This window comes from Microbulbifer maximicatervae (SeqCode) (assembly GCF_052466985.1).
On sequence record NZ_CP174298.1, the window covers coordinates 3,969,350 to 3,995,350 of the forward strand.

Annotated in this window: 18 protein-coding genes; 11 read left to right on the forward strand and 7 right to left on the reverse strand. The window is 46.4% G+C overall.

The window, feature by feature from the left end; genetic code table 11:
* Positions 1-33: 33 nt before the first annotated feature.
* The 3 genes from ACJJI3_RS17565 to ACJJI3_RS17575 all read right to left on the reverse strand — a co-directional run bounded on the left by ACJJI3_RS17565 (position 34) and on the right by ACJJI3_RS17575 (position 9,264).
* Positions 34-3,270, reverse strand: a complete 3,237-nt coding sequence (locus ACJJI3_RS17565; protein ID WP_444940414.1) for a TonB-dependent receptor domain-containing protein — start codon at positions 3,268-3,270, stop codon at positions 34-36.
* Between the two features lie 734 nt (positions 3,271-4,004).
* The gene (locus ACJJI3_RS17570; protein WP_444940415.1) at positions 4,005-5,966 is read right to left on the reverse strand and encodes an alpha/beta hydrolase family protein; all 1,962 of its coding nucleotides are present in this window, start codon (positions 5,964-5,966) and stop codon (positions 4,005-4,007) included.
* A 64-nt stretch (positions 5,967-6,030) separates the two neighbouring features.
* Positions 6,031-9,264 carry a TonB-dependent receptor domain-containing protein gene (locus ACJJI3_RS17575; protein ID WP_444940416.1) on the reverse strand — a complete coding sequence of 1,078 codons (3,234 nt, stop codon included), beginning with the start codon at positions 9,262-9,264 and terminating at the stop codon, positions 6,031-6,033.
* 562 nt (positions 9,265-9,826) lie between these two features.
* Between ACJJI3_RS17575 and ACJJI3_RS17580 the strand changes: the two genes are divergently transcribed.
* A complete protein-coding gene (locus ACJJI3_RS17580; protein ID WP_444940417.1) occupies positions 9,827-10,492 on the forward strand; it encodes an RluA family pseudouridine synthase in 666 nt (221 codons plus the stop codon).
* Positions 10,493-10,556: 64 nt separating this feature from the next.
* Here the strand turns inward: ACJJI3_RS17580 and ACJJI3_RS17585 are convergent, their stop codons facing one another.
* Positions 10,557-12,911, reverse strand: a complete 2,355-nt coding sequence (locus ACJJI3_RS17585) for a Tex family protein (RefSeq protein WP_444942573.1) — start codon at positions 12,909-12,911, stop codon at positions 10,557-10,559.
* A gap of 294 nt (positions 12,912-13,205) precedes the next feature.
* Between ACJJI3_RS17585 and ACJJI3_RS17590 the strand changes: the two genes are divergently transcribed.
* The 6 genes from ACJJI3_RS17590 to ACJJI3_RS17615 all read left to right on the forward strand — a co-directional run bounded on the left by ACJJI3_RS17590 (position 13,206) and on the right by ACJJI3_RS17615 (position 20,199).
* On the forward strand, positions 13,206-14,456 hold the full coding sequence (locus tag ACJJI3_RS17590) for an efflux RND transporter periplasmic adaptor subunit (protein ID WP_444940418.1): 1,251 nt from the start codon (positions 13,206-13,208) through the stop codon (positions 14,454-14,456).
* A complete protein-coding gene (locus ACJJI3_RS17595) occupies positions 14,456-17,587 on the forward strand; it encodes an efflux RND transporter permease subunit (protein WP_444940419.1) in 3,132 nt (1,043 codons plus the stop codon). The genes ACJJI3_RS17590 and ACJJI3_RS17595 overlap by 1 nt, the downstream gene beginning before the upstream one ends.
* A 131-nt stretch (positions 17,588-17,718) precedes the next feature.
* Positions 17,719-18,465: a 16S rRNA (uracil(1498)-N(3))-methyltransferase gene (locus tag ACJJI3_RS17600; RefSeq protein WP_444940420.1), complete on the forward strand. Its 747-nt coding sequence runs from the start codon at positions 17,719-17,721 to the stop codon at positions 18,463-18,465.
* A gap of 44 nt (positions 18,466-18,509) precedes the next feature.
* The gene (locus tag ACJJI3_RS17605; RefSeq protein ID WP_282930692.1) at positions 18,510-18,875 is read left to right on the forward strand and encodes a hypothetical protein; all 366 of its coding nucleotides are present in this window, start codon (positions 18,510-18,512) and stop codon (positions 18,873-18,875) included.
* A gap of 14 nt (positions 18,876-18,889) precedes the next feature.
* On the forward strand, positions 18,890-19,537 hold the full coding sequence (locus tag ACJJI3_RS17610; RefSeq protein ID WP_282930693.1) for an HAD family hydrolase: 648 nt from the start codon (positions 18,890-18,892) through the stop codon (positions 19,535-19,537).
* Between the two features lie 86 nt (positions 19,538-19,623).
* The gene (locus ACJJI3_RS17615) at positions 19,624-20,199 is read left to right on the forward strand and encodes an OmpA family protein (protein WP_444926251.1); all 576 of its coding nucleotides are present in this window, start codon (positions 19,624-19,626) and stop codon (positions 20,197-20,199) included.
* Between the two features lie 43 nt (positions 20,200-20,242).
* On the opposite strand, the gene ACJJI3_RS17620 is transcribed toward ACJJI3_RS17615, so the two are convergent.
* The gene (locus tag ACJJI3_RS17620) at positions 20,243-21,946 is read right to left on the reverse strand and encodes a phytoene desaturase family protein (RefSeq protein WP_444940421.1); all 1,704 of its coding nucleotides are present in this window, start codon (positions 21,944-21,946) and stop codon (positions 20,243-20,245) included.
* Between the two features lie 151 nt (positions 21,947-22,097).
* On the opposite strand from ACJJI3_RS17620, the gene ACJJI3_RS17625 reads away from it, so the two are divergent.
* Positions 22,098-22,304 carry a ParD-like family protein gene (locus ACJJI3_RS17625; protein WP_413663773.1) on the forward strand — a complete coding sequence of 69 codons (207 nt, stop codon included), beginning with the start codon at positions 22,098-22,100 and terminating at the stop codon, positions 22,302-22,304.
* On the forward strand, positions 22,297-23,082 hold the full coding sequence (gene map, locus ACJJI3_RS17630; protein WP_444940422.1) for a type I methionyl aminopeptidase: 786 nt from the start codon (positions 22,297-22,299) through the stop codon (positions 23,080-23,082). Before ACJJI3_RS17625 ends, map begins: the two co-directional genes overlap by 8 nt.
* An 84-nt stretch (positions 23,083-23,166) precedes the next feature.
* Here map and ACJJI3_RS17635 read toward each other — a convergent pair whose 3' ends face one another.
* Positions 23,167-24,129 (reverse strand): right-handed parallel beta-helix repeat-containing protein, encoded by a 963-nt coding sequence (locus tag ACJJI3_RS17635; RefSeq protein WP_444940423.1) that lies wholly within the window; start codon positions 24,127-24,129, stop codon positions 23,167-23,169.
* A gap of 303 nt (positions 24,130-24,432) precedes the next feature.
* On the opposite strand from ACJJI3_RS17635, the gene ACJJI3_RS17640 reads away from it, so the two are divergent.
* Both ACJJI3_RS17640 and ACJJI3_RS17645 read left to right on the forward strand, forming a co-directional pair.
* Positions 24,433-24,681, forward strand: a complete 249-nt coding sequence (locus ACJJI3_RS17640) for a hypothetical protein (RefSeq protein ID WP_413663771.1) — start codon at positions 24,433-24,435, stop codon at positions 24,679-24,681.
* 14 nt (positions 24,682-24,695) lie between these two features.
* Positions 24,696-25,343: an SOS response-associated peptidase family protein gene (locus tag ACJJI3_RS17645; protein WP_282930700.1), complete on the forward strand. Its 648-nt coding sequence runs from the start codon at positions 24,696-24,698 to the stop codon at positions 25,341-25,343.
* Here the strand turns inward: ACJJI3_RS17645 and ACJJI3_RS17650 are convergent, their stop codons facing one another.
* Positions 25,344-25,997, reverse strand: coding sequence for a DUF6058 family natural product biosynthesis protein (locus tag ACJJI3_RS17650; RefSeq protein ID WP_444940424.1), 654 nt, complete (start codon positions 25,995-25,997; stop codon positions 25,344-25,346).
* Positions 25,998-26,001: the final 4 nt, after the last annotated feature.

A 26,001-nucleotide genomic window follows, 5' to 3' on the forward strand; every position in this document is an offset into this window, starting at 1 on the left:
ATTTAGGGGCTCGCCAAGCGAGCCCCATAAAAATTAAAACTTCATTTGTATATCCATAAATATAGTTCGACCTTGTAGGTCGTATCCATATCCGATCGGAGTGTTGCTTACAGAGGTAATATAATATTCGTCGGGGTCCACCTCTGGAGGTGCCTCGTTAAATATATTGCTAACGCCCAGGCCTGCAGTCCATGTATCTGCATAATAATAAAGGGATAAATTATGAATTAGATAATCATCCGCATAGTCTACATTTCTACAGTCAGTTCCACCATTGGACTCTCCAATACAGGTTGAAGAGTAATAACCTGTACCATTAGTGTCATAAATATCACTGAATTCATCAGTATAAGCAGGATTTTGTTTTACAGAGCTTACGTAACGAGAGCTCCATGTGAGGCGAAAATCATCATATTGGGCTTTCAATTCACTATTACCGGTCCACTTTGCGTATCCAAAAGTACCTGCATAGTCTTCAAAGTCAGTAACTCCCTCATCATTAATATATGTTAAAGAATTTTCTAGGGTTCTATTGATATTTATATTTGCAGATAGCTCTATAGGAGCACCAAAAATTGTAACAGGCTGTTCATATCGGATATTGTAATCAATACCTCTTGAGGTCTCGTTATCCCGATTGATAAAGCCAGCATTGATTCCAGTAATTACACCTGATTCATTTCGTTCTATTAAACTGCAGAATGAACTCTGAACGGCACCAGTGTAGCAATCATTTACCAGATATTGATAAGATGGTTCTACAATAGCATTTTCTATTTCTATATCATAATAGGTCATGCCAAGAGTGAGACCAAAGGCATCAAAGAAAGGCTGTTCCCAGGAAAATCCTACTGTGTATGACTCGGATGTTTCTGCCTGAAGCTCTAATGACCCTCCAGAAATTATTTCTGTGCTATATATATCTAGGCCATTATTAGCAAAAGAAGTTGGGTCTACACCATTAGCTAAACAATTAGCCAATATTTCAGGAGAGCGCTTATCTAGATCCGGGTTATAACCTCCGCCGGTAACATTATCTATGGCACTTTCAGGTATAACACAAGGGTCATAAACATTATTAAAGCCAGTCTGCCCTTTTAAGAAATTTTCACGAAGATTAGGGGCTCGGTAAGAGGTACCGAAAGTTCCTCTCAGCAACAATGAGTTTACTGGGCGATAGCCTACTTTTACAGATTCTGTCCAGTCTCCGCCATAATATTCATCATCGGTGTAACGAGCTGATAGGTTGGTGGTTAGTTCCTCAGCCATAAATTTTCCAGCAAGTATGGGGATCTCGATTTCACCATAAATCTCTCTGGTATCTTTATGTCCTGTAGCTCCTTGATCCGCCGTATACCCAAAAAATAAACCCTCACCGGCTACATCATTAGGTATTGATTTTATTCTGTCATTTCTAAACTCAATCCCTAAACCAAGAACCATTTCACCTGCAGGAAGATTCAATACAGTTCCTGATGCGTAAGCTGATAGAATAGTTTGATAGTATTCCGTACGGAATTTTCTAGTACCAAATACGTAATCTCTTTCTTCCTGTGTAGCGAAATCTCCAATTACACCTTCGTATAATGAGCCTGCATACATATTAATAGGAACACAACCATCGTTATCACCACAAATATAGCTTCCTGGATTGTCTGGATCTTCCCTAGTAGTTTCTAGTGAATAATTTAATTTATCCTCTCTGACTCCCCAGGTAGTAGAACGCCCATCGGATTTACTGAAAGAAGCATATGTTTCGAATGACCAATTTGATAATGAACCTACATTTAGCATTGGGAGATCTCCTCGTAAACCAGTTACGAAGCGAATACTCTCAAGGGATACATCTGTAGTATTCCGATCACCTTTAACAGCAACTCCGGGCCTGCTCATTTGTGCTCCAAGAGCTCCATTCAAAAGGCCAAAGTCACTAGGCGCTGCGCCATAGTAATCTATGAAGTCATCTACTACATTGGGATTAGTTAGTAAGGCGTCATAAGCTAGCCCACAATCTACACCGTTGATTCCTTCAGGGTTACAAATGTTGTATGGATTGTCTGCTGGAACCCAAGGGAATAGTTGAGGAACACTTGTAACAATAGCTGTTTTACGTTTTGAATATAAAGTTTCGAAGAAGGAAGTTAGATTCATTTCTCCCTCAAAAGTATATTCACCAAATGCCATAAAACTGGAGCGATCCTGCTCAGGGAATAAATTTGCAGAATCCATGTATCCATTTAGGCTATAGTCGAGAAAAGACACATCAGTTTGTCCATCTCCATTTCCATCTACACCAACAGAATACAGGTTAGACTCAGAAAAATTTTTCCAGCCTCCATTTGATTGACCAGGAGTATAGTAAACTAAACCTGCCCCGGGAACGGTTACGCGGCTAGCAAGATATCCAACGTCACATCCTCCACTCCAGTCCATACCATAAAGCGTACTGTAATAGGCATCTTTTTTATATGTATTGCCATCTCGTCCGATTTCTATATTTTGAGCACAACCAGATGTCCACTCACGGTCCCCAAAATTGACAGCTGCACTTTCAAAATATTCGGCACCTATACCAATAAATCCACGGTCATAGTTTTTACCCCAACTTAGGCTATAGGTACTTTCCTGGCCGCTACCTTGTGTAGGGTTGTCATGGAAAAATTCAAAATCAAATCCTTCAAAATCTTTTTTCAATATAACATTTGTTACTCCGGCAACAGCATCAGAACCATAAACAGATGATGCGCCGTCTAGTAATAAGTCATATTGTTGAACAAGAGACGATGGAATCAGAGTTAGGTCTGGTGCGGTTGGGGCGCCACCTACTCCCGCAGGTGCCATACGTCTTCCATTTAAGAGAACTAGGGTTCGCCCTGGGCCTAAGCCTCGGAGGCTAATGGTTGAAGATCCAGGACCATTATCTAGTACAAACCCCGAAAATGTCAGGTCAATTTGTTGGCCTGAGGCAGCCTGGCTACTCTGTAGAATAGAGGATGCATCAATTACTCCTGCTTCACGAGTACCTTCAGTATTGATGATTTGTAACGGAGAAATACTAGAAAAGGTGTCTCTAGCTAGACGAGAGCCTGTTACTACAACCTCCTCGACTTCTGATTGATGATCTTGAGAAGCTTCTTGATTGTCTCTAGGTTTTACACTTTTTTCAGTAATTTCTTCAGACGCCACTTGAGCTAACGTATTAAGAGATAATAAGGAAAAAGTACTTGCTACAGAAAGACTTATAAGTTTTTTCTTGAACCGGTGTTCCATTTAACCCTCCAAGGCGATAATATATTCACTTTATGTACTTGCGTATCAATTTATTTTGAGTTTTTACGCAGGAACACCGGATAATATCTTTTCACGTCGATAGTCTCGAGCTATTAATAAAAAATGTGCAGCTTATCATAAATATCATTTTTATTTGAAAAGTTTCTTTCAGGATTAATAGGATGGTTGGGTGTTTATTGCATGTATCTTGTAATTATTATTATCTAACTTTTGGGAAGTTTATCTTTTTTCCTCATTTTAATAAAAAAAATTATGTTATATTTTTAATTAGCCACCTCAGTGAATCTATAGTACCAATCTTTTGATATTTAAGTTTGGTAATTTGTACTATTCTGATTTAGTCGGGTGCCTATACTTATTGTAAGCTCAAGTATAAATTTTTATGATTCCTTTGATCTGAACCAAAACCTTCTCCTCTTTATAAAAAACGGACTTTCCTTACTATAACTTTTAGTCTCTATATTTTGTGATAAGACCTGGGTGTATATTTTTAATGGCTTATCTGAATTTTTTGAATAATATGTGGTTGTAATATTGTCTTAAATTGGTAGCGTGAATTTATATGGGCTGGATTTATAGTAAATAAAAAGAATGTAGTAAGCTTGCCACCGCCCGCGCTGCAGGAGGTGGCTATTTAAAGTGGACTTAAGAGGTATAAAACACGTTTATAGATCGTATGTTATATCTGTTAATTATATTTTAATCTATATGAATTAAATATTTTTAATACCACAATCTTCATTTAAGTAGCTGATCATCGATTCAAATAACTCTTTTTGATGATTAAAGAATAAGGTGTTAGAGAAATGATCTGCTCCTTCTAACACTAGGTACTTATAATTTTTTTCATATTTGTCTAAAGCTTTTTTATATTTTTCGGCATGAATTAATGGTACGCGCTGATCTACACTTCCATGAATAATTAGTAAGGGAATATTTACATCGGCAGCGTGTTTTATCGGGGATATACTATCTCCCCACATGGTGAGCTGTTCTTCTTTTTGAGCTCCCCTCATACGATAACGATAGTAATTTACTTGCATTTGGGGGTCTGAAACTGCGGCTCCAGCAATAGCACACTGGTATATTTGATCCTCTCTACTCGCAGCAATAAGAGCTGCATAACCACCATATGACCAACCAAAAATTGCCATTCGCTCAGGGTCTGCAAGTCCTTCTTTAACTAAATAGAGCATTCCATCATCTTTGTCATCCTGCATTTTGTAGCCACCCTGACCACCATCTTCAAATGCGGATTTGTAGTGCTCCAATCCATACCCCATTGAGCCTCGGTATTGTGGTTGGAGTACTAAGTAGCCGTTATTAGCTAACATTTGCGCCCATTCATCATAAATAACCACTTCGGATACAAAAGGTCCTCCATGTGGCATAACAATAGCGGGGAACGGAGGCTTTCCATTTGGTATGGTTAGGTATGCGGGTATGTTTTTGCCGTCACGTGATTTATATTCAATATAACGTACATCTGACAGTTGATCTGCTTCGAGTAGAGGTTGGCGGCTACCAATTTTTCTCAGTTTTCCTTTATGTAATAAATAGAATGAACCTGGATCATTAGATCCAGTATTTGTAATAACTAAGGAGTTCCCGGATCGGTCTCGACTAGTTATTCTTGTGAATTCTGAATTAGGTATAACCCCTTGTATTTGATTAGCCATTGCGGAACTGATGGCGTCTAAATATTCAGTTTTCACGCCATCCTTATAGTAATAAACGCCCGTTACAGTATCTGGATTTGTCCATTCATTACTATGATAAGTCACTCCTGCGACATCTACATCTTTTCGTAAATATATTGCTTCAGAAAATTTCTTTTTGACAATATTGAATTCCCAAAGACCTATTTTATCTTTTCCGTTATGTGCCCTTACGAAAAAAATTTCTGGATTTTTCTCATCAAAGCCATCTACTTCAAATGTTTCAAAACTATCTTCACTAAGTCTATAAATTTCTTGCCATTCTTTCTTGTTTGTTACTCTTTCATACCAAACATATTCGCCTTCAGAAATATCAAAACCCCTAGCTAACCAGGGACTTCCCTTTCCATCAAACTCTACAGCTCCTAAGGCAAGCTTTCCACGAAGAATTAATTTTTTGCTTCCAGTTTTTAGATCTAATTCATAATATGTTTGTGGTCTAAATGCCTCTTTTATCTTGTTGTCATCTCCACCCGGAAAGAATGAATATATGATCTTATTTTTCTTTTCTGGGAGTAGATGCTCTACTCTTGCACCTAAATGATCATATTTTTTTAATTTTTTCTTCTTTATGTCCAGAGATGCAATTATTCCCTCATAAACCCCCTGGTTAAAGCCGTCAATTTTATTCCTGACCTGCTGTCGAAGATTCATAATTATTACATCATTAGATGCCCAATAAAATCGTGTGATTTCCATTGGATCGGAATTGACTCTATAGGGTTTTTCCTCCATCGCATTTGTATTATAGATTTCAATTATTGGAGAGCCGTCTTTAGTTGGTATCTTAATTAATGCTAGATGTTTTCCATCAGGAGATATTTGTACATTTCTTATTACATCCCGAAGTGCCCAGTATTCTAGAGGGTAGGGGGTATTAGCCAGTGAGGCCAGTGGTAGTAACAGTATTACTAGTAGCGAGAAATATACGTAAATATTGTAATTAATTTTCTTCATCTGGATTTTACTCGAAATACAAATAAAAAAGGCCCGCATAGCGGGCCTAAAAAAATAAAGCAAATTAGAAATTCATTTGCATATTCATAAATATGGTGCGGCCCTGTAAATCATACCCATAACCAATTGGTGAGTTATTAATGGATAGAATTTCGTCGCCATCTACTTCAGGAGGTGCTTCATTAAATATGTTGTTAACACCAATACCTGCTGTCCAGGTATCTGCGTAATAATACAATGATGCATTATGAACTATATAATCATCAGCATAGCCGACATCACGGCAGTCAGTACCACCGTTTGCTTCACCAATACAGGTGTCTGAAGTATAACCTGTATCATTGGTATCATAGATATCACTAAACTCATCCAAGTATATTGAGTTTTGCTCTACGGAGCTGATATAGCGTGAACTCCAGGTAAAGCGGAAGTCATCATATTCTGCTTGTAGCTGACTGCTGCCAGTCCACTTAGCATAACCAAATCCACCAGTGTAGTCTTCAAAGTCTTCGATACCTTGATCGTTGATATAGGTAAATGACCTTTCCAGCATACGGTTAACATTGATATTGGCAGATAGCTCAATAGGAGCTCCAAAGATTGTTACCGGTTGCTCATAGCGGATGTTATAGTCGATACCTCTAGATACTTCTATATCACGATTAATAAAGCCAGCGTCAATAGAAGTTATAAAGCCTTCGTCATCGCGCTCTATGAGCTCACAGAATGAGCTTTGAACTGCACTTGTATAACAGTCGTTAACAAGATATTGATGAGATGGCTCAACAATTGCGTTCTCAATTTCAATATCATAATAAGTCATGCCGATAGTTAGACCAAAGGCGTCAAAGAAAGGTTGTTCCCAAGAGAATCCAAGCGTGTAAGACTCAGAAGTCTCGGCTTCTAACTCCAGCGAACCACCTGAGATAATCTCAGATGAATAAGTGGCAAGACCGTTGTTGTCTAGTGCCGTGGGATCCACACCATTGGCAATACAATTTGCCAGAACTTCTGGTGCGCGTGTATCCAAGTCAGGGTTATAACCATTACCGGTTACGTTATCAATTGCTGCCTCTGGAATAACACAGGGGTCTGTAACGTCATTAAACCCTGTTTGTCCTTTGAGGAAGTTCTCGCGTAAGTTTGGAGCGCGGTATGAAGTACCAAAAGTACCCCGTAAGAGCAAAGAGTTAACAGGGCGATATCCTAACTTAACAGATTCTGTCCAGTCGCCACCATAGTACTCATCATCGGTGAAGCGAGCAGATAAATTAGCTGTAAGCTCTTCAGCCATGAATTTACCCGCTAGCAAAGGAATTTCTAACTCTGCGTAAGCTTCACGAGTATCTTTGTGACCGGTAGCACCCTTATCAGAAGTATAGCCAAAGAATAAACCCTCAGCGGCTACATCGTTCGGAATTGACTTAATGCGGTCATTACGGAACTCAAGTCCGAGAACCAAAGCCATATCGCCAGCCGGAAGGCTTAAGATATTACCTGATGCAAAGGCGGATAAAATAGTCTGATAGTACTCAGTACGGAACTTACGCTCTCCAAATACGTAATCTCTTTCTTCTTGTGTGGCAAAATCCCCAATAACCCCCTCGTACAGTGAGCCTGCATAGAGGTTAACGGGCACGCAGCCATCAGTGCCATCACCACAAATATAGTTTCCAGGATTATTTGGGTCTTCTACTGTTGTGTTCAGGGAATGCATCAAGCGGTCTTCACGTATCCCCCAAGTCGTGGACCTACCATCGGACTTACTAAATGAAGCATAAGTTTCAAATGACCAGTCTGACATTGTGCCTACATTAAGCATTGGCAGGTCTCCACGGAGACCGGTCACAAAACGAAGGCTTTCCAGACTCACTTCAGTTTTATTTCTGTCTCCACGCACTGCAACGATAGGCGTTGTTGACTGCGCACCGAGTGCGCCATTTAAAAGACCAAAGTCACTTGGTGCACCGCCATAGTATGCAGTAAAGTCATCTACGATATTTGGGTTAGTAAGTAGGGCATCATAAGCTAGACCGCAGTCGGCCCCATTTACGCCGTCAGGATTACAGATATTGTAGGGGTTCTCAGCTGGAACGTCAGGGAATAGCTGGGAGGCTCCAGTATTAACAAAAGTATTTCTTTGGGAGTATAGGGTTTCAAAAAATGGAGTAAGGTTCATTTCCCCATCGAAAGTGTACTCACCGAACGCCATGAAACTTGCACGATCTTGTTCTGGGTATAGATGTGCAAAATTTTCTCGACCGTTCAAGCTGTAGTCCAGGAAGGAAACGTCAGTAACGCCATCCCCATTGCCATCAGCCCCTACTGCATAAAGGTTGGACTCAGAGAAATTACTCCAACCTCCATTACTTTGACCAGGCGTATAGTAGATGCTGCCTGCACCCGGTACACTTACACGTCCAGCGAGCAGCCCGACATTACAGCCACCTTGCCAGTCCATTCCATAATTAGTGCTGTAATAAGCATCACTTTTATAGATGTTACCGTCACGACCTACTTCAATGTTCTGCTCACAACCTGATGTCCATTCACGATCAGCATAAGTAACAGCATCGCTTTCAAAATATTCAGCACCGAAGCCTATAAAACCGCGGTCGTAATTTTTACCCCAGCTAAGACTGAAAGTGTTTTCTTCGCCGCTGTCCTGAGTAGGATTAGTTGAGAAAAACTCGAAATCAAAGCCATCAAAGTCTTTCTTCAGAATAACATTTGTTACACCGGCAACCGCATCTGAGCCATAAACAGAGGAGGCGCCATCCAGCAATAGATCATACTGCTGAACTAAGGAGGAGGGGATCAGATTTAAGTCTGGGGCACTAGGAGCACCACCCACACCTGAAGGGGCTAAACGTCTACCATTGAGCAAGACAAGTGTGCGTCCAGAACCAAGACCTCTAAGGCTTACAGTTGATGAACCTGGCCCATTATCAAGTACATACCCAGAAAAAGTTAAGTCAATTTGCTGGCCTGAAGCGGCTTGACTGTTTTGCAAGATAGATGAAGCATCAATTAAGCCAGCAGCTCTAGTCCCTTCTGTATCAATAATCTGAAGGGGGGATACACTGGAAAAGGTATCACGAGAGATACGTGATCCGGTAACCATAACTTCTTCAACTTCTTTTTGAGAGCTGGGCTCTACAATTTCAACTTCTTTTGCAGAAACATCCTCTTGAGTTAACTTATCTTCCCCCTCTTGAGCAATACTTGGGAATGCCGTTAAAGAAAAAGTACCAGCGACTGCTAGACTTAAAAAGCTCTTTTTAAACTTGTGTTCCACTTAACCCTCCAAAGAAACTAGCTAAATATTCTATATGTAATATTGTGACTTATCTGTCACTTATTTTTAGTGGAAGTTAGATATTAACTGGTAGAACAATGAGTCTCGAGCCATTTAAGACAAATCGTTTAAAATGAAATGTTTGTCATATTTTTTAAAGAAAAATAGTTTTTTTATCTAGATCAAATTAAGGAATTGGTCAGTTTTGATTGATGTACTGGAGATGCAGCTAATCTATCAGTTTGATTGGAGAGTACTAGCAAATCTAATTTGGTTAATCTGTACTGTTTTGGTTGTTTATTGGTCGATTTGGTCTGAAAATTAAGACTTTAATCTATTATTATGATTAAATGTATTTTCTGCTTATTGTGACTTTCGTTTATTTTTACGTAAATAGTATACAAGCTAGAAAGATGCCTTCTATTTCGTCAGTTAAAACACCTTTAACTACAAGATATTTAATTTCGTAAGTATTCACTCTAGGTATCGGGCGTTATAGGTTTTATATATATTTAATTTTAATGGTTTTTGAATAAAATATTGTGATAGAAAATTATAGGTAATGCGTAACTATTCACCCCCGGTAAACCCTTTCCTATCTGTGCTATTTGAGGATGAGTCGCTATTAATATTGGAAAAACCAAGTGGCTTACTTAGCGTGCCGGGAAAAAATATAAATCATAAAGATAGTTTGGCTTCTCGAACTCAGAAACAATATCCAGGATCGTTAACTGTTCATCGTTTAGATATGGATACTTCAGGATTAGTGGTTATGGCGCGGAATCCTGAGGTTCACAAGGAAATGAGCATGTTGTTTCAAAATCGAGAAGTTGAGAAAACATATTTTGCGCGAGTATGGGGGGTGCCAGGAAGTGCAAATGGTGAAGTGAATTTCCCCCTTATTTGTGACTGGCCAAATAGGCCAAGGCAAAAAGTAGATTTTGCCGAGGGCAAGCGATCTCTAACCCGCTGGGAGAAAGTCTCCAGCTCTGAAAACAGTAGCTTGATTCGACTTATGCCAGTTACTGGACGCTCTCACCAACTCCGCGTGCATATGCAGGCAATAGGACATCCAATATTGGGGGACCCCTTTTATGCCCATCCTGATGCGTTGAAGGGGGCTTCGAGGCTACTGTTACATGCTAGCGAGCTGAAATTTTCTCATCCTGTAAGTGGAGAAGCATTGCATTTTACTAGCGAGTTGCCCGGAGAGTTTTTAATTGAATAATATGGCAAGAGGGGTTGTCAGAGAGATATAAAAAGGGCGGCCATTTGGCCGCCCTTTTTATCGGTTATTTTTTATTCTTCATCGCCGCCATCAAAATATCACCCATGCTGCCACGGCCATTACCTTGGCCCCCTTTCTGGGAGCGGTTGCCCTGCTGCTTGTTGTAGCGCTGGGCTTGGCGGTTTTCGCGCTGGTCACCTTTTTTAATACCGCCGCTACCCTGCTCACCGGGCTCGTCAGATAAACGCATGGAAAGGCCGATACGTTTGCGGGCAACGTCCACTTCCATCACTTTAACTTTGACAATATCACCGGCTTTTACGACTTCGTGAGGGTCTTTAACGAACTTCCCTGAAAGTGCAGAGATATGTACCAGGCCATCCTGGTGAACACCGATATCCACAAAAGCACCGAAGTTGGTGACGTTGGTGACTGTCCCCTCGAGTACCATTGCCGGGCGCAGGTCTTTAATTTCCTCTACGCCCTCTTCAAATTTGGCCGTGCGGAATTCCGGGCGCGGGTCGCGGCCCGGTTTTTCCAGTTCGGCGATAATATCGGTAACGGTAGGTACACCGAATTTTTCGTCGGTATAGTCTGCCGGATTCAGTCGACGCAGGAAGCCGGAGTCGCCGATGAGACTGTTAATTTCACGGCTATTTTTCTCGGCAATGCGCTTAACCACGATATAGGACTCGGGATGCACACCAGATTTATCCAGCGGGTTATCAGCATTGTTAATACGCAAGAAGCCGGCGGCCTGTTCGAATGCCTTGGGCCCCAGACGTGGTACTTCCATTAGCTGTTTGCGGTTGGTGAAGGCACCATTTTGGTCGCGGTAGCTGACGATATTGCTGGCGATAGAAGCTGTCAGGCCAGAGACTTTGGCCAGCAGCGGTGCTGAGGCGGAGTTCAGCTCGGCCCCAACACCGTTTACACAGTCCTCGACCACAGCGTCCAGTGAGCGGGCCAGCTGAGTCTGGGAAACGTCGTGCTGGTACTGGCCTACACCAATGGACTTGGGTTCGATCTTCACTAGCTCTGCCAACGGGTCCTGCAGGCGGCGGGCGATGGAAATAGCTCCCCGGATAGTAACGTCCAGATCCGGGAATTCCCGCGCAGCAAATTCAGAGGCGGAGTAAACGGAAGCACCGGCCTCGTTAACCACAACTTTTTGAGCCGTCAGCTTATATTGCTTAATAGTTTCCCCAACGAATTTGTCGGTTTCGCGGCTGGCCGTGCCGTTGCCAATGGCGATTAGGCCCACATTGTATTTATTACACAGGGCGGCAATAACCGCTGCAGACTCCTGATGACGATTCTGTGGCGGGTTGGGGAAGATAGCGGTGTGATCGAGTATCTTGCCGGTGGCATCGACTACGGCGACTTTGACCCCGGTGCGCAGACCCGGGTCCAGGCCGATGGTGGCCTTTTGCCCGGCCGGAGCTGCCAGTAGCAGGTCTTTCAGGTTGCGGGAGAATACCTTGATGGCTTCCTCTTCTGCCTTCTCGCGCAGTTCACCCATCAGGTCAGTTTCCAGTGCGGTCAGAAGCTTGATTCGCCAGGTCCAGCGCACTACTTCGCCGAGCCATTTGTCTGCAGGACGACCTTCATCGGTGATATCCACATGGCGGGCGATCATGGCTTCGCAGGGGTGGCTGGAGGTTGGGGAGGTCCCCTCTTCTTCGGCGAGGCCCACACTGATAGCGAGTACGCCTTCGTTGCGGCCGCGGAAAATAGCCAGGGCGCGGTGCGAAGGCACCTTGGACCAGTCTTCGGCGTATTCAAAATAGTCGCGGAACTTGGCCCCTTCCTCTTCTTTGCCTTCGAGCAGTTTGGATTTCACCTGTCCGTCGCGCTTGAGGAATTCACGCAGCTTGCCCAGCAGCTCGGCGTCTTCGGCAAAGCGCTCCATCAGGATAAATTTGGCTCCATCCAGAGCGGCTTTGATGTCTTTGACGTGAAGGGTGGCGTCTTCGTTGTCGGTGTTGAGGTATTGCTCTGCTTCAGCTGCGGGGGCGAGGGAGGGGTTGTTGATCAGTGCATCGGCCAGCGGTTCCAGGCCAGCCTCGATGGCGATTTGCCCTTTGGTGCGGCGCTTGGGTTTGTAGGGGAGGTAGAGGTCTTCGAGGCGATTCTTGGTGTCGGCACTGTTAATTTGTTGTGACAACTCTGGAGTCAGCTTGCCCTGCTCATCGATGCTTTTCAGGATGGCAGCGCGGCGTTCTTCCAGTTCGCGCAGATAGCGCAGTCGGTCTTCCAGGGTGCGCAGCTGGGTGTCGTCCAGGGCCCCTGTCACCTCTTTCCGGTAGCGCGCAATAAATGGGACTGTGGCTCCTTCATCGAGCAGGGATACTGCGGCGGTAACCTGTTGTGGTCTGACATTGAGTTCTTCGGCGATGCGAACGTTGATATCCAGCATTTGATGTTTACATCCGTTTTCCGGGAAATTTCGTACCGTTAAGGGCGATGTTGGACCAGTAAGTAGCCTTTCAGTTTCCGTGGTATTTGGCGGGTAAACGAGAGGGCCCTTACAGGAGTAATTTTGGGTCGGCATTATGCGTTACCCGAGCGCAGCGAGGAAGGTTTGCGGCAGGGCACAAACTTGTGCGGCAGTCTGCATCCAAATTGCCTCTTATGTGCGTCGAACTCCAGTAGAATGCGTACTAACTAAAATTTGACCAATTCAGGTCAGGGAACGGGGTAGAGGGTACCTGTGAAAGTCTCGAGTAAAAACAAGCTGTTATTCATTGTATTGTTAGTCGGGGTGGCTGTTATTGCTGCGGTGGTTGTATTGAAACCGAAGCCGGAGGAAAAACCGCCAGAGGTGGTGGTACCGCCAATGGCCGATGTTCTCTATATAGAACCCCGTCGCCAGACACTATTGGTACCCAGCCAGGGAACCGTTCATGCCCGCCATGAAATCGATGTGATCGCACGAGTCGGCGGTGTGATCGAAAGCGTGGATGATGCATTTGTTCCCGGTGGCTTCTTCAATAAAGACGCCCGTTTATTACAGCTTGAGCAAGCAGACTATCGCTATCAGGTCACTCGCGCAGAATCGCAACTGGCAAATGCCAAGTCCGCCCTGGCTCAGGAGCAGGGCCATGCCAAGCAAGCTAAGCGCGAGTGGCGTGACCTGGGATCTGAAGCTGCCAATGCCCTGTTCCTGCGCAAACCCCATCTCGAAGCTGCCCAGGCTGCAGTGGAAGCCGCGAGAGCTGACCGCGACCAGGCAAAGCTGGATTTGGAGCGCACATCGCTCAAAGCCCCCTTTGCAGGTCGTGTAGTTGAGACTTTTGTCGACCTGGGACAGTACATTACCCCCGGCACCCCTCTGGCAAAAATTCACAGCACCGGTATCGCTGAAGTCCGTCTCCCTCTGACCGACCAGCAACTGGCGTTGCTCGATCTTCCCCTGGGTAAAACTATTGAGAATGGTCCCGCTGTGCGTCTGAAAGCTGTTGTGGCTGGACGTGAACACGAGTGGCGTGCGCAATTGGTGCGAACCGAAGCGAGTATTGATCCCAACAGCCGCTTTATTTTTGCTGTTGCTCAGGTACAGAAGCCCTATGAAGGGGATGTACCGCTGATGAATGGCCTGTTTGTAGAGGCAGATATTGCCGGCAGAACCTTTGATGATGTTGTGGAGTTGCCCCGTCAGGCACTGCATGAAGGGGATCACCTGTTGGTGCTGAATGACGAGAGTCAGCTGATCTACAAAACTGTTGAGCTGTTACAAACCATCGGTGACAGAATCTGGCTCCGCGGGGATATTGCTATGGGTGACCGAGTGATTGTTTCAAGCTTGGGCTACTCCCGTGAGGGTATGGTACTTACCGCTAACCCCCTCAATGAGCGGCCAGCGGGCCTGGGGAGTCTTCCTAAGGATTCAGCAGATCCCTCTACAGTATCCGCTGCTGGTGATGCCGGTGGTGTTAGCAATGCTTCCCAGGGAGGCAAGTGATGAGCGGAATCATCCCGTGGTTTGCGCGCAATAGCAAAGCCGCAAACCTGCTGATGATTATGATAATCATCGGCGGAATTTTTGGCCTTATGAGTATCGACCGGGAGGTGTTTCCCACGCTGCAGCTTGGGATTGTAGAGGTTAATATCTCTTACCCCGGCGCCGGTCCGGCAGAGGTGGAGCAGCAGGTAACCGTTCGGGTTGAGGAGGCTATCTCCGAAGTAAAGGGTATTAAGGAGGTAAATTCTGCTTCCCGACGGGGTAGTGCCTCTATTGAAATCCAGGCGATGGATGGCTACGACGAGCTGCGACTGCTCAACGATATTAAGGTTCAGGTGGATAGTATCAACACCTTTCCCGACGGTATTGAGCGTCCCGTTATTCGCTTGATTGAAGCCAACGCCGAGTTAATGATGATCGCCATCGGTGGGCCAGTTTCTGAGCGTCAGCTCAAGGAAACCACCCTGGATTTGCGCGATAAGCTCAACCTGATTTCCGGTGTGCGCAGAGTTGATGTTTGGGGTGATCGACCAGACGAGTTGTCCATTGAAGTTTCCGAGCTTGATTTACGTCGTTACAACCTGAGCTTTAATCAGGTTGCCGACGCGGTGCGCCGTTCCTCCCTGGATTTGCCTGCCGGCATGGTGCGCTCGGACCGCGGTGATATTCAGGTGCAAACTCGTGGCCAGGCCTATACCGCCGAAGACTTCGAGCGTATCCCCGTAGTTAGCCGTGCCGATGGCTCTGTATTGTTGCTGCGCGATGTAGCGACAGTGCGCGATGGCTTTGAGGAATACAACAACGTTATTCGTTTTAATGGCAATCCCGCCATGAACCTTCGCATTATTCAGGGCGAGCCCCTGGATGTGGTGAAAACCGCTGAGCGAATAAAAGCGTTCCTGGAAGAGACTCGCGAACAATTGCCACCGGGCATGGAACTGGATGTCTGGTTCGACTTCTCCAAGGCATTTGAAGGCCGCATGAATCTGCTGACTACTAATGCCCTGAGCGGTTTTGCCATGGTGTTTGTCATGCTGATGTTGTTCCTGCGCCCGGCACTGGCCATGTGGGTAACCGTGGGCATTGTTGTCGCTTTCCTGGGTGCTTTCTGGCTGTTGCCGGTGACCGGCGTCAGCCTAAATATGCTGTCACTGTTCGCCTTCCTGTTAATACTCGGGATTGTGGTGGACGATGCCATCATTGTGGGGGAGGCAGTGCATGCTGCCCACGATAGAGGTGAATCTGGCTTAGCTGCGGCTGAGCAAGGGGTGAAGCAGGTAGCTTCCCCGGTAATTTTCGCCGTGACCTCCACCATGGTGTTCTTTATTCCCATGCTGTTCCTACCCGGCGTTACCGCACAGATGATGCTGGCTTTGCCGGTGGTGGTACTGCTGTGTCTGGTCTTCTCCCTGGTGGAATCCCTGTTGATCCTGCCGGCTCACTTGGTGGGCATGAAGCCAGAGAAACCTGCCAAATCGACACTGGGAATTAAATTACAAAACATACGTAGAAGTTTTGCCGGTGCGATGAAGATGGCCGGAGATAAGTACTACCTACCTTTGCTGGAAAAGTCCCTTAGCAATAGCCGCACCACAGTGATGAGCTTTATGTTGGCACTGGGTTTGTCGATCGCTGTTTTCCAGAGTGGTTATGTGGGCTCTTCATTCTCACCCCAGGTTCCCTCTGATTTATTGCAATTGCGAATTTCTATGGCTTCGGGTGAACCCTTCAGTGAAGCTGAACGGGTAATGGAGCAGGTACTCACTGCCGCTGATAAGTTGGAAACCGATGAGGGAATGCTGGAGCAGAACAAGGGTGAGTCTTTCTTGCAGAACTCCCTGGTTTTCAATTGGCGTGGCAATATTTATGTAACCTTACAGCTTACCGATGGAGAGATGCGCGATGTCACCTCCGAGTCTTTAGCGTTGCGCTGGCGCGAATTGATTGGCGAGCTGCCTGCTAGCGTCGAGGACATGAATATTGATGCGAGCATCAACAATAGCAGTAATGGTATGAGCCTGAACCTGAGCACAGCCTCAGGGGATATGGGTGAACTGCGCGCTGCTGCTGATTTGGTTAAGGAAAAACTGGATAGCTATATCGGTGTCTATGATGTGCGGGATAACCTGACCAGTGCCCGTCGCGATATTGAGATCCAGCTGAAACCCTACGCCACTACGATGGGTATTAACTTGGCAGACGTGGCCAGGCAGGTTCGTCAGGGTTTCTACGGTGAGGAAGTTCAACGTATCCCACGTGGTCGTGAGGATGTTCGCGTAATGGTTCGCTACCCCATGGAGGAGCGCGCCAGCGAAGAGCAGATGGACCGTATCCGCATTCGTACCAACGATGGGGAGGTACCTTTCTCAGCGGTGGCCGAGGCAGTTTACGTGCCGGGCTATACCACGATTCGCCGCAACGATCGCGAGCGCACCGTGCGGGTATTTGCTGAAATAACGCCGAATACTTCCAGCGCGCAGGATATCCTTAAGGATATGCGCGAGACCCTGGTACCAGATCTGGAGCGCCAGTTCCCCGGTTTCTCCCTGAGAACCGCTGGGGAAATGCAGGAAGAGGAAGAGTTTAACGGTGCTATCCTGGCCTTCTTCGTATTGTCCCTGTTCGGCATTTATGCGTTGCTGGCGATTGCTTTCCGCTCCTACTCCCAGCCGTTGCTGATCCTTACTGCTGTGCCGTTTGGGTTCTTCGGTGCCTTAGTTGGTCATCTATTGATGGGGCACAACATCAGCATCATGTCGATGCTCGGCTTCCTCGCAGCGGCGGGCGTGGTTGTGAACGATAATCTGGTATTGATGGATCGTATTAATCAGCTGCGCGCTCAGGGTATGGCCGTGATGGATGCGGTAGTACACGCGGGCCGGGATCGTTTCCGCCCGATTATCCTGACCTCGATTACTACCTTTATCGGTCTGGTACCGATTATGTTCGAGCGTTCAATCCAGGCCCAGTTCCTGATCCCGATGGTGATCAGCCTGGCATTCGGCGTTCTGTTTGCAACGGCAGTGACTTTGATCTTGGTCCCCAACCTGTACAAAGTGATTGAGAAGTTACGCCCGAAGCACAAAGTTGCAGTAGAAGACGATACCCCGGTCTCATTGGAGACTGTGTAGCGCGGGTACCCAGGCGCAATGGTGGATCGCCTTCACCATTGCGCCTTTGGGGTATAAATGCCTAAACTAACTGCCAGCAAAATGCCGACATTCCTGTCGGCTTTTTTATGGTGTTTGAATAGGATTCTCCCATGCGCATCCCGCGTATTTTTTCCAAGCAGCCTCTGGCTTCCGATCAAGAAGTAGACCTGGATGAGCTGGCTTCCCGTCACCTGGTAAAAGTACTTCGCTTGAATGTGGGCCACCCTTTAGTTCTTTTTGACGGCAATGGCGGTGAGTACACGGCGGAGTTGGTCGAGACCGGCAAACGGGCGCGCGCGCGCACGGGAGAATACTGTGCAGAGGATCGCCAGTCACCGTTGGCACTGACCCTGGCGATCGGTATTTCCCGTGGCGATCGCTTCGATTGGGTGATACAGAAAGCCACTGAGCTGGGAGTGGCGGCGATACAGCCGCTGTTTACCGAACGTTGTGAAGTGAAGCTGTCCGGGGACCGCTTACAGAAAAAACTGGGTCACTGGCGCCAGATTGCTATCAGTGCCTGTGAGCAGTGTGAGCGCAACCGGGTGCCGGAGATTGCCGAACCGATAAAGCTGGCGCAGTATTTACAGAAAGAATCTGCTGAAGCTGAGCCCCAAGCCAAGTTGGTACTGCATCACCGCACAGAGCTGGATCTGCGCCAATGGCAGGCGGAGCGCGGTACACCGGAATCCGCCCTGCTGCTGGTAGGTCCAGAAGGCGGGCTATCGCAGGTGGAAATCGATGCGGCACTGGCGCAGGATTTTATGCCTCTGCGCTTGGGACCAAGGGTGATGCGCACTGAGACAGCGCCGATAGCAGCATTGTCGGTATTGCAATTTCAATGGGGTGATTTGTAAGTCACTGAAGGATTGGACTCGAGAGTATTCAGGGAGAGAAGAGCATGATAAAAGCATTTATCTGGTTGTTGGGCATTGTCATCGTTGTGTTATCACTGGCGATTATTGCCAAGCCGAAGCTGGCACAAAGCCTCAGCGAGCGGCTTAACGAAACTGGCTATGCCCTCTCCGCCTGGGCGCGAATTATTATTGGCCTGATCCTTTTACTAATTGCAGACACTCGCCACTGGTATATTTTGTTCAATGCCCTCGGCGTACTGGTGCTATTGAGTGGTGCCTATATGCTGCAAATTGGTTTTGAGCGGGGCAAAGAATTAGCGGTTAAAATTTCCCGTGGCAATGAAAATTTCCTGCGTATTAGCGGCGTCATCGGTGTCATCCTCGGCCTGATGCTGCTCTCTGCGCGTTAACGATGTAGGTTCCCATGTCTTCTACCGATTTAATTATTTTTGACTGTGATGGTGTGCTGGTAGACAGCGAGAGCATCGTCTGTCGCATATTGGCAGAAGAAATGAATCGCCTGGGCTTGCAGACCACCGCCGAGGAGCTGGACGAGCAGTTCAGCGGTCGCCCGGCCAGGGACTGCTTGGTGGAAATCGAGAAGCGCTTTGGCGGACCACTACCGGATAATTATTTTGGCAATACGGAGCGGCGTATCCGCGAAGCGTTCCAGCAGGAATTACAGCCGGTTGTGGGTATTGAAGGCCTGCTCGACCAACTGCAACAGCTGGGTCTGCGCAGCTGCGTGGCCTCCTCGGGCTCTCACCAGAAAATGCAGCTGACACTGAATAAGACCGGTTTGTACGATTATTTCGACGGGCGGATTTTTAGTGCCGACGATGTATCCCGGGGCAAGCCCTGGCCAGAGCTGTTCCTGCACGCGGCAGATGCCATGGGGGTGGCGCCGGAGCGCTGTCTGGTAGTGGAGGACTCCATTGCCGGTGTCTCTGCGGCGGTCTCTGCAGGTATGCGCGTGGTTGGCTACAGCGCTCACCCAGTGCGGGGCCCCCAGCTGGAACAGCAGGGTGCCCGGGTAGTCACTGACATGATGGCAGTCCTGAACTTTATTTAATGGCCTCAGTGGCCGGGGCTTCCGGTTGATCAGCGCTTTCGCTGTTCTACACTGAATTTGACGTCGAGAAACCGGAAGCTGTACCTATGGCGGGTAAATTCTTGTCTGCCTGTTGCCTATTCTTATTGGCCTTTACTCTGGTGGGCTGTGACCAGTCCGAATCCCCAAAGAAATATACGCTCGAGCCTGTCGATGGAATACAGTCAGGTGACAGTGAGAAGACTGCCCGAAAAGCGGCCCCCTTTGCCGATGAGCTGGTGAGGTTTTTACGGGGAAATAATCGGTCCATCGGAGACACGTTCCGCCTGCGCCTGGAGTTCGATCCCGGCGGTTTTGCCCCCCGCATAGAAACCATTGCCGATCTGGAAGCCTTGCTGGTGATCATGCGCGATTTTTCAGAGATGCGAATCTCCATTGAGGGGCATACAGACAGTGGCGGCGATGCGAAGAAGAATCTCAGTCTGTCCCAGCGCAGAGCGGATTGGGTAAAGCATTTCCTGATAGAGCGGGGCGTCTCCGCTGACCGTATGGAAGCCCAGGGCTACGGCGATACTGATCCGATTGCGGATAATGAGACAGAGAAAGGCAAGCGGGAGAACCGCCGCCTGATGATCCGGGTACTAAATTTTGATCGTGTTCCCAGCAAACTGCCGAGGCGCTAACCCCGAACAGCTTGCAGGTGAAGAGCTAGCTTAGGATAGTGTCTCAGCTAGAGGCATTACCCAATTCCTCACTGGAATTTACCGGCGTCTTTGGGGCTTGGTTGGAAAATATTTTCTTCATTAATTTTCCAGTTTGACGCAATCCAATAATACTCTGCGCTGTGAGCATACCGGAGATCATTGCACCGGCTACGCCGCAGCTCATCACATCCTGCCCGGTAAGGTAGAGCCCTTTGACCCGGCTTTTGGGTCTCAACCAGGATTGCTCAAAGCGGTTGGGATCGTGATCCAGTCCGTAGATCTCTCCCCGTGGGTAGAAGCAGAAATAATCCGTGGATAACGGGGTTGAAAGCTCGTAGTAATCGATTTCCCCACGCAACTGCGGCATGTGCTTATACAAATGCTCCAGCAGGCGCTGGCTAAATGCCTCCTTCAGGTCCTCGTAATCATCTCCCCGCTTGCCCCAAGGCTTGTCGTGCCACTGGGCAAACCAATCGTAGTTGGCCGGTGCCACAATTTCGATAGTGGCGCGGCCCGGGTAGCGCTGGGTAAAGGTGGGGTCTTTCGCAGACGGGAACGAAATATAGACTAACGGTATTTCCTTATCCTGATCGTCGATAAAGGCCTGCATATCCTCTTCGTACTGATCGCTGGAATAGATCCAGTAATTAGTCTTGGGCAGGTTTAATTCTTCCGCAGTTTTTTCCAAGCCAATATACAGACACAGGTGAGACATGGAGCGGTTGACGGTGTCCAGGTCGCGGATATATCCCATGCGCTCACTGGTACTGCGCGGTAACAGCTTCTCGAAGGTATTAAATACCCCTGCGCCGGAGACAACTAATGGTGCTTCGATTTCATGTCCGTCGGACATTCTTACACCGCGAACCTGATCCCCATTCATCAGGATGGTTTCCACCTTGGCATAGGTAAATACATCTCCACCACTGGCCTGGATTTGGGGAATAATCGTTTCGGAGATTTTGCTGGCGCCGCCGACAGGATAGTAACCGCCATAGAGATAATGCTTGGCGATCAGGGCGTGAATAATAAAGCTGCCCTCGGATGGGGTCATGCCATTATCACCCCACTGCCCTGTCAGCACAGAGATCAGCTTTTCATTGCTGGTGATTCCACTGAGAACTTCGCGGGTGGTTTTATTGAGCCAGGCGGGTTCGCGCAGTTTTCTCCACAGGCGAATAAAAGGTCCACACCAGGAGGGCAGCATTTTTTCCATTGCCAGTCGCTGCATAGCTTTGGCAACCACATTCAGCCGTTGCAGGTACTCCTCGATATTCGCGCGCTCATCGGGGAAGTGGCTGACCAACTCATCGATAAATTGCTGGCGGCCGGCTTTCAGGTCGTATTGTTTATCGCCAATACAGATGCGGTCATAGGTGCTGTCCATTGGCGCCCAGTGCAACTGGTTATTGGAAATAAAGTCGAAGATCTTGCGGGTCATGGTGGGGTGTTCGCCCACATCGCCGATATAGTGGACGCCGACATCCCACTCATAACCATTGCGGTCATAGGCGTGGGTGTATCCCCCGGCAGTGTAGTGTTGCTCAAGGACAAGTGCTTTCTTGCCCATGGCACTGAGCATCGCAGCACAAGTCAGACCGCCAATGCCTGAGCCGATGATAATGGCGTCGTAATTGCCTTCCAGGCGGCTCGGGCGATAGCGCCGACCAATACGCAGCCGGCTTGGTTTTGGGGCACTGCGCTTCTTCTCAGGGGTCTCTGTCATGATGGCCTCGCCACTATTGTTTTTATTCCTCAACCATAGCGCCCCCTATCGAGCTATGCAATAAGTTGCATATTAATATTCTGTATATCTATTGTGCGCCTTTATATATAGCGTATACAATTTGTATATAAAACATATCAAGGTAATAGTTATGGGCATCGTCAAGATATCCGATGAGCTACACGATGAGATTCGCAAGGCCAGTACGGTGATGGCCCGTTCAATTAATTCCCAGGCGGAGTACTGGATCAAGATTGGGATGCTGGCGGAGCTAAACCCGGAATTAAGCTACAGCGACTTGTGTAAGAAGTTGCTGCGCAATCAGGCATTAACCCTGGAAGAGCTGACACGTGAGTGAAATAAAAATAAAGACTCCTGATGAGCAGGAGTTAATGCGCCAATCGGGTCAATTGTTGAGCCGTGTATTTGCCATGCTGGACTCCTTTATTGAACCGGGGGTCTCGACAATGCAAATTAATGAGCGGGTAGAAGAATTTATTGTCAATGAACTCAATGCCCGCCCCGCCAGCAAGGGGCAATATGATTATCCCTACGCCCTGAACACCTCAGTCAACGAAGTAGTCTGTCACGGCATGCCCAGTGATAAGCAGCTACTGCGGGAGGGAGATATCATCAATGTGGATATTACCCTGGAGAAATCTGGCTATATCGCTGATTCCAGCAAAATGTATAGCCTCGGTACCGTGACCCCTATTGCCAGAAAACTGGTAACCACCTGCTATGAAGCTATGTGGGCCGGTATTGCCACGGTAAAGCCGGGAGTTACTTTTGGTGATATCGGCAATGCAATCCAGCGCCATACCGAGCGCAACGGCTTCAGTGTCGTACGGGAATATTGTGGCCACGGTATTGGCCGGGAAATGCATGAAGCACCTCAGGTTCTTCACTTTGGGCGGCCTGGTTCCGGTGAAGTTTTGCAGGAGGGAATGACATTTACCATTGAGCCCATGATCAATCAGGGAAATCGCAAAACCAAACTTAAGAAAGATGGCTGGACCGTGGTAACTAAGGATAAAAAGCTATCGGCCCAATGGGAGCATACGATTTTGGTAACTGGTGACGGTTATGAAGTGCTAACGCTTAGGGATGAAGAGAGATCTTCTAAGATTAAATAGCGGCCAATTAGTGATCGTTAGGTAGATAGCAATGGGTAGCGAGACACTTTATATTTTCGCTACCCACTGTTTTCAATAGATATTTTAATCCAGGCATGCAGGTTCTGCTGCGGTAAACGTGTTAAAGACCCAAGTATTGGTGCCGCTGCAATCGCCCGGATCGGTATCATCTTCCAAATCGTAAGGTGAGTTATTGAGAGAGGTATTTCGAACAATCTTGTTAAATTCACTACCCTCAACAAAGATACCGATACCTCCTTCGCCATTACTCTCTACGGTATTTTGAGTTACTAGAGTATTTGAGGAAAGCCTAATCGGAATACCTAAACCAGAATTTCCTGAGACGTTATTTAGTGAAATGGTAGAAAAATCAGCATTGTCAGATTCATCTCCTTCCCCTACGGCAATACCATCATTTAATCCGTTGGTCACTATATTAGAGAAGACATTGGTAAATTGCCCATTTACTTCGATTCCCTGATTGCCACTTCCACTTATCTCATTAAAACTAATATTGTTAAAGGATCCTCTTAATTCAATGCCCGAGTTATCAATACCCGTTATGGTATTTCGAGTTACGGTATTAGTGTTACCATTTAATTCTATGCCATCGCCGCGATCGCTGTTGGTGATAATATTATCCCTGGCAATACTGTTATTGGATTCTATGTAGATGGCATCGAATATCGTATCAATGATTTCCATAGAATAAATACTGTGTGAGCCTTCCCCTTCCGCATTGACCCCGTCTCGACAGGCCGCAATGATCCCACCATATACCTGGGCTCCAATACCAGTTAACAGTATTCCGGCCTGCCCCGTTGCCTCTTCATCATCACAGGTAAGCTGAAAGCCGTCCATATTCAGGCTTCCACTAGGACCCTCTATGGTTAAAGCGACTTCATTTTGTTCCGTTATCACACAGAGCAAATCCCTATCCAGAGTGGTTGGTGCTGTAATAATATCTCCACAGTCAATAGCCCAAACAGAAAATGGACTCAATAATCCTGAAAATAAAACTGTTGCGTAAATGTTACGTATTTTCATTATGTGTACCTTTTAAGTGGAGAGTGTTCCTATGACATTCGTTATGTTCCAATTGCGAATTTATAGGAATTAATTCCACTTTGGTAATATATAATTGGAATCTATTTTCTTTTTTATATCATAATTTTAGATTTATTTATTTTTTTGTTTAGTGGCTGGCGCGCCAATTATTTATGTCGAATTCATAAGGAAAGTATTGCGTTCGTGTAATGGTGACAGTGACGTCAGTCTTCTGTTTCCTTGACAGGTTCACGTCAAATGAAGATATACTGTATTTTTGTACAGTATTGTAGGTGTTTAATTATGCGCCCCAGAGTTATAGTTTTTGATAGTGAACCGATTCGTATCTGCCGCTATAGGTCCAGTTATGACAATCGCCCTATGTACGCGATTAGTATTTTGAACTATGAAAAGTACGTACGTCGGTTTTCTGTTGCTGTGGGAGTGGATTTGCGCAAGGAATTGGAGTTAACCTTGTGCCAGATGAGAGGGATCGAGAGTAATTTAAGGTGGCTGTCCGAATATACTGAAAAAACCAGTTCAGCGGGATAAGTGGGAGGCTCTGGGTGTGTAGTGTCTTTGATGTCAGTGATCATGCGGGTATGGAGCGTTTTCTCGATACCTATGGCATTCGGGGTGCCGGACATATGATTTACGGTAGGCGCCGGAGGCCCACCCAGCAGGTGTCTATTGTAACTACTCGGAAGGGTTCTGCTGAAATAGAAAATGCCATTTGGCATCTCTATCTTGAAAGGCATGGTGATACTTGGCGGCCCCATAAAAAATACTGGTCCATCAACAGTAATTGGAAGAAACTGGACTCCAGACCGGAATATCGAAAATCCCGCTGCTTAATTCCGGCTACCGCCTGGGTGGAAAGCCAAGGTGGCAAGCACCCGGTGGAATTCAGTTATGGTGAGCCTTTTTTCTTTTGTGGTTTGTATAAAATCTGGGGAAATTTGCTCAGTTGCTCAATCATTACTTTGGACTCCCACCCAGCCACTAAGCGCTACCATGAAAAGTCACTTCCCATGATTGCGCCCAATCGCCCAGATTTTGTAGCATCCTGGTTAAATTGTGCGGCGGCGACAGAAGATTTTAGCCCTTTCTTAAAACCATCCATTGAGTACTCGGGGAAAATACTGACAGCCCACCCTTTGTTGCGGGCAACTTCGACTGAGTATATCGGTGATCCTATCCCCGTAATTGGATAATTATTTACTTTTTGATACAGAGCAATCTAAATTATACTTCCTGCGCGGTATATCAATTAGCTTCGTTCTTGAACTTATACTTCTTTCGTGAAGTGCAAAATATGCGCTGGTTTCATCTAGAAGATCTACAAAGCGATTAAGCCGATGTATTTGTTTTTGGTTTAAATTATCTTGAGCAAGAAGTGCATTGATTTCTGTGCTAGCCAGCTCTTTTGCTGCTATATCTTCTGGCAGGCCACTGCGAGTACATAATCCATAAGTCCCCTCAATAAAGTGTTGCCATTCCTCTTCGATATATTGAGAAATTTCGGATGAAAATTTTGGGTTGCTGGATTCGTATCTTAAATTTCGCAATTGAGCTATTTTAGCCATATATCGATTAGCAAAGCATTGATAAATAGAGTTAAAGTCTTGCTTAGCCTCTATGATACCAATCCAGCTGGCGTAGCCTTTTGCAAAGTACTCAACTGTCTGTTTTTCGGAGTGGGGTCCAAAAAAGGATTCACTCTCCCATTGAATATTGAGCTTATAAGAGGGCTTTGGCATAACACCCTCGTCATGGTAGCGCTGCAATTGTAGTTCGCTGATTTGAGTAGCCTGAATAAGCTGCTCTTTGGTTAGGAAGTGTTTATCCAGATAATTAAGCAATTCCACTGAA

Coding starts and splice junctions, on each gene's coding strand:
- ACJJI3_RS17565 (WP_444940414.1), bottom strand. CDS start 3,270: ATGGAACACCGGTTCAAGAAAAAACTTATAAGTCTTTCTGTAGCAAGT.
- ACJJI3_RS17570 (WP_444940415.1), bottom strand. CDS start 5,966: ATGAAGAAAATTAATTACAATATTTACGTATATTTCTCGCTACTAGTA.
- ACJJI3_RS17580 (WP_444940417.1), top strand. CDS start 9,827: ATGCGTAACTATTCACCCCCGGTAAACCCTTTCCTATCTGTGCTATTT.
- ACJJI3_RS17585 (WP_444942573.1), bottom strand. CDS start 12,911: ATGCTGGATATCAACGTTCGCATCGCCGAAGAACTCAATGTCAGACCA.
- ACJJI3_RS17595 (WP_444940419.1), top strand. CDS start 14,456: ATGAGCGGAATCATCCCGTGGTTTGCGCGCAATAGCAAAGCCGCAAAC.
- ACJJI3_RS17600 (WP_444940420.1), top strand. CDS start 17,719: ATGCGCATCCCGCGTATTTTTTCCAAGCAGCCTCTGGCTTCCGATCAA.
- ACJJI3_RS17605 (WP_282930692.1), top strand. CDS start 18,510: ATGATAAAAGCATTTATCTGGTTGTTGGGCATTGTCATCGTTGTGTTA.
- ACJJI3_RS17610 (WP_282930693.1), top strand. CDS start 18,890: ATGTCTTCTACCGATTTAATTATTTTTGACTGTGATGGTGTGCTGGTA.
- ACJJI3_RS17615 (WP_444926251.1), top strand. CDS start 19,624: ATGGCGGGTAAATTCTTGTCTGCCTGTTGCCTATTCTTATTGGCCTTT.
- ACJJI3_RS17620 (WP_444940421.1), bottom strand. CDS start 21,946: ATGACAGAGACCCCTGAGAAGAAGCGCAGTGCCCCAAAACCAAGCCGG.
- ACJJI3_RS17625 (WP_413663773.1), top strand. CDS start 22,098: ATGGGCATCGTCAAGATATCCGATGAGCTACACGATGAGATTCGCAAG.
- ACJJI3_RS17635 (WP_444940423.1), bottom strand. CDS start 24,129: ATGAAAATACGTAACATTTACGCAACAGTTTTATTTTCAGGATTATTG.
- ACJJI3_RS17640 (WP_413663771.1), top strand. CDS start 24,433: ATGCGCCCCAGAGTTATAGTTTTTGATAGTGAACCGATTCGTATCTGC.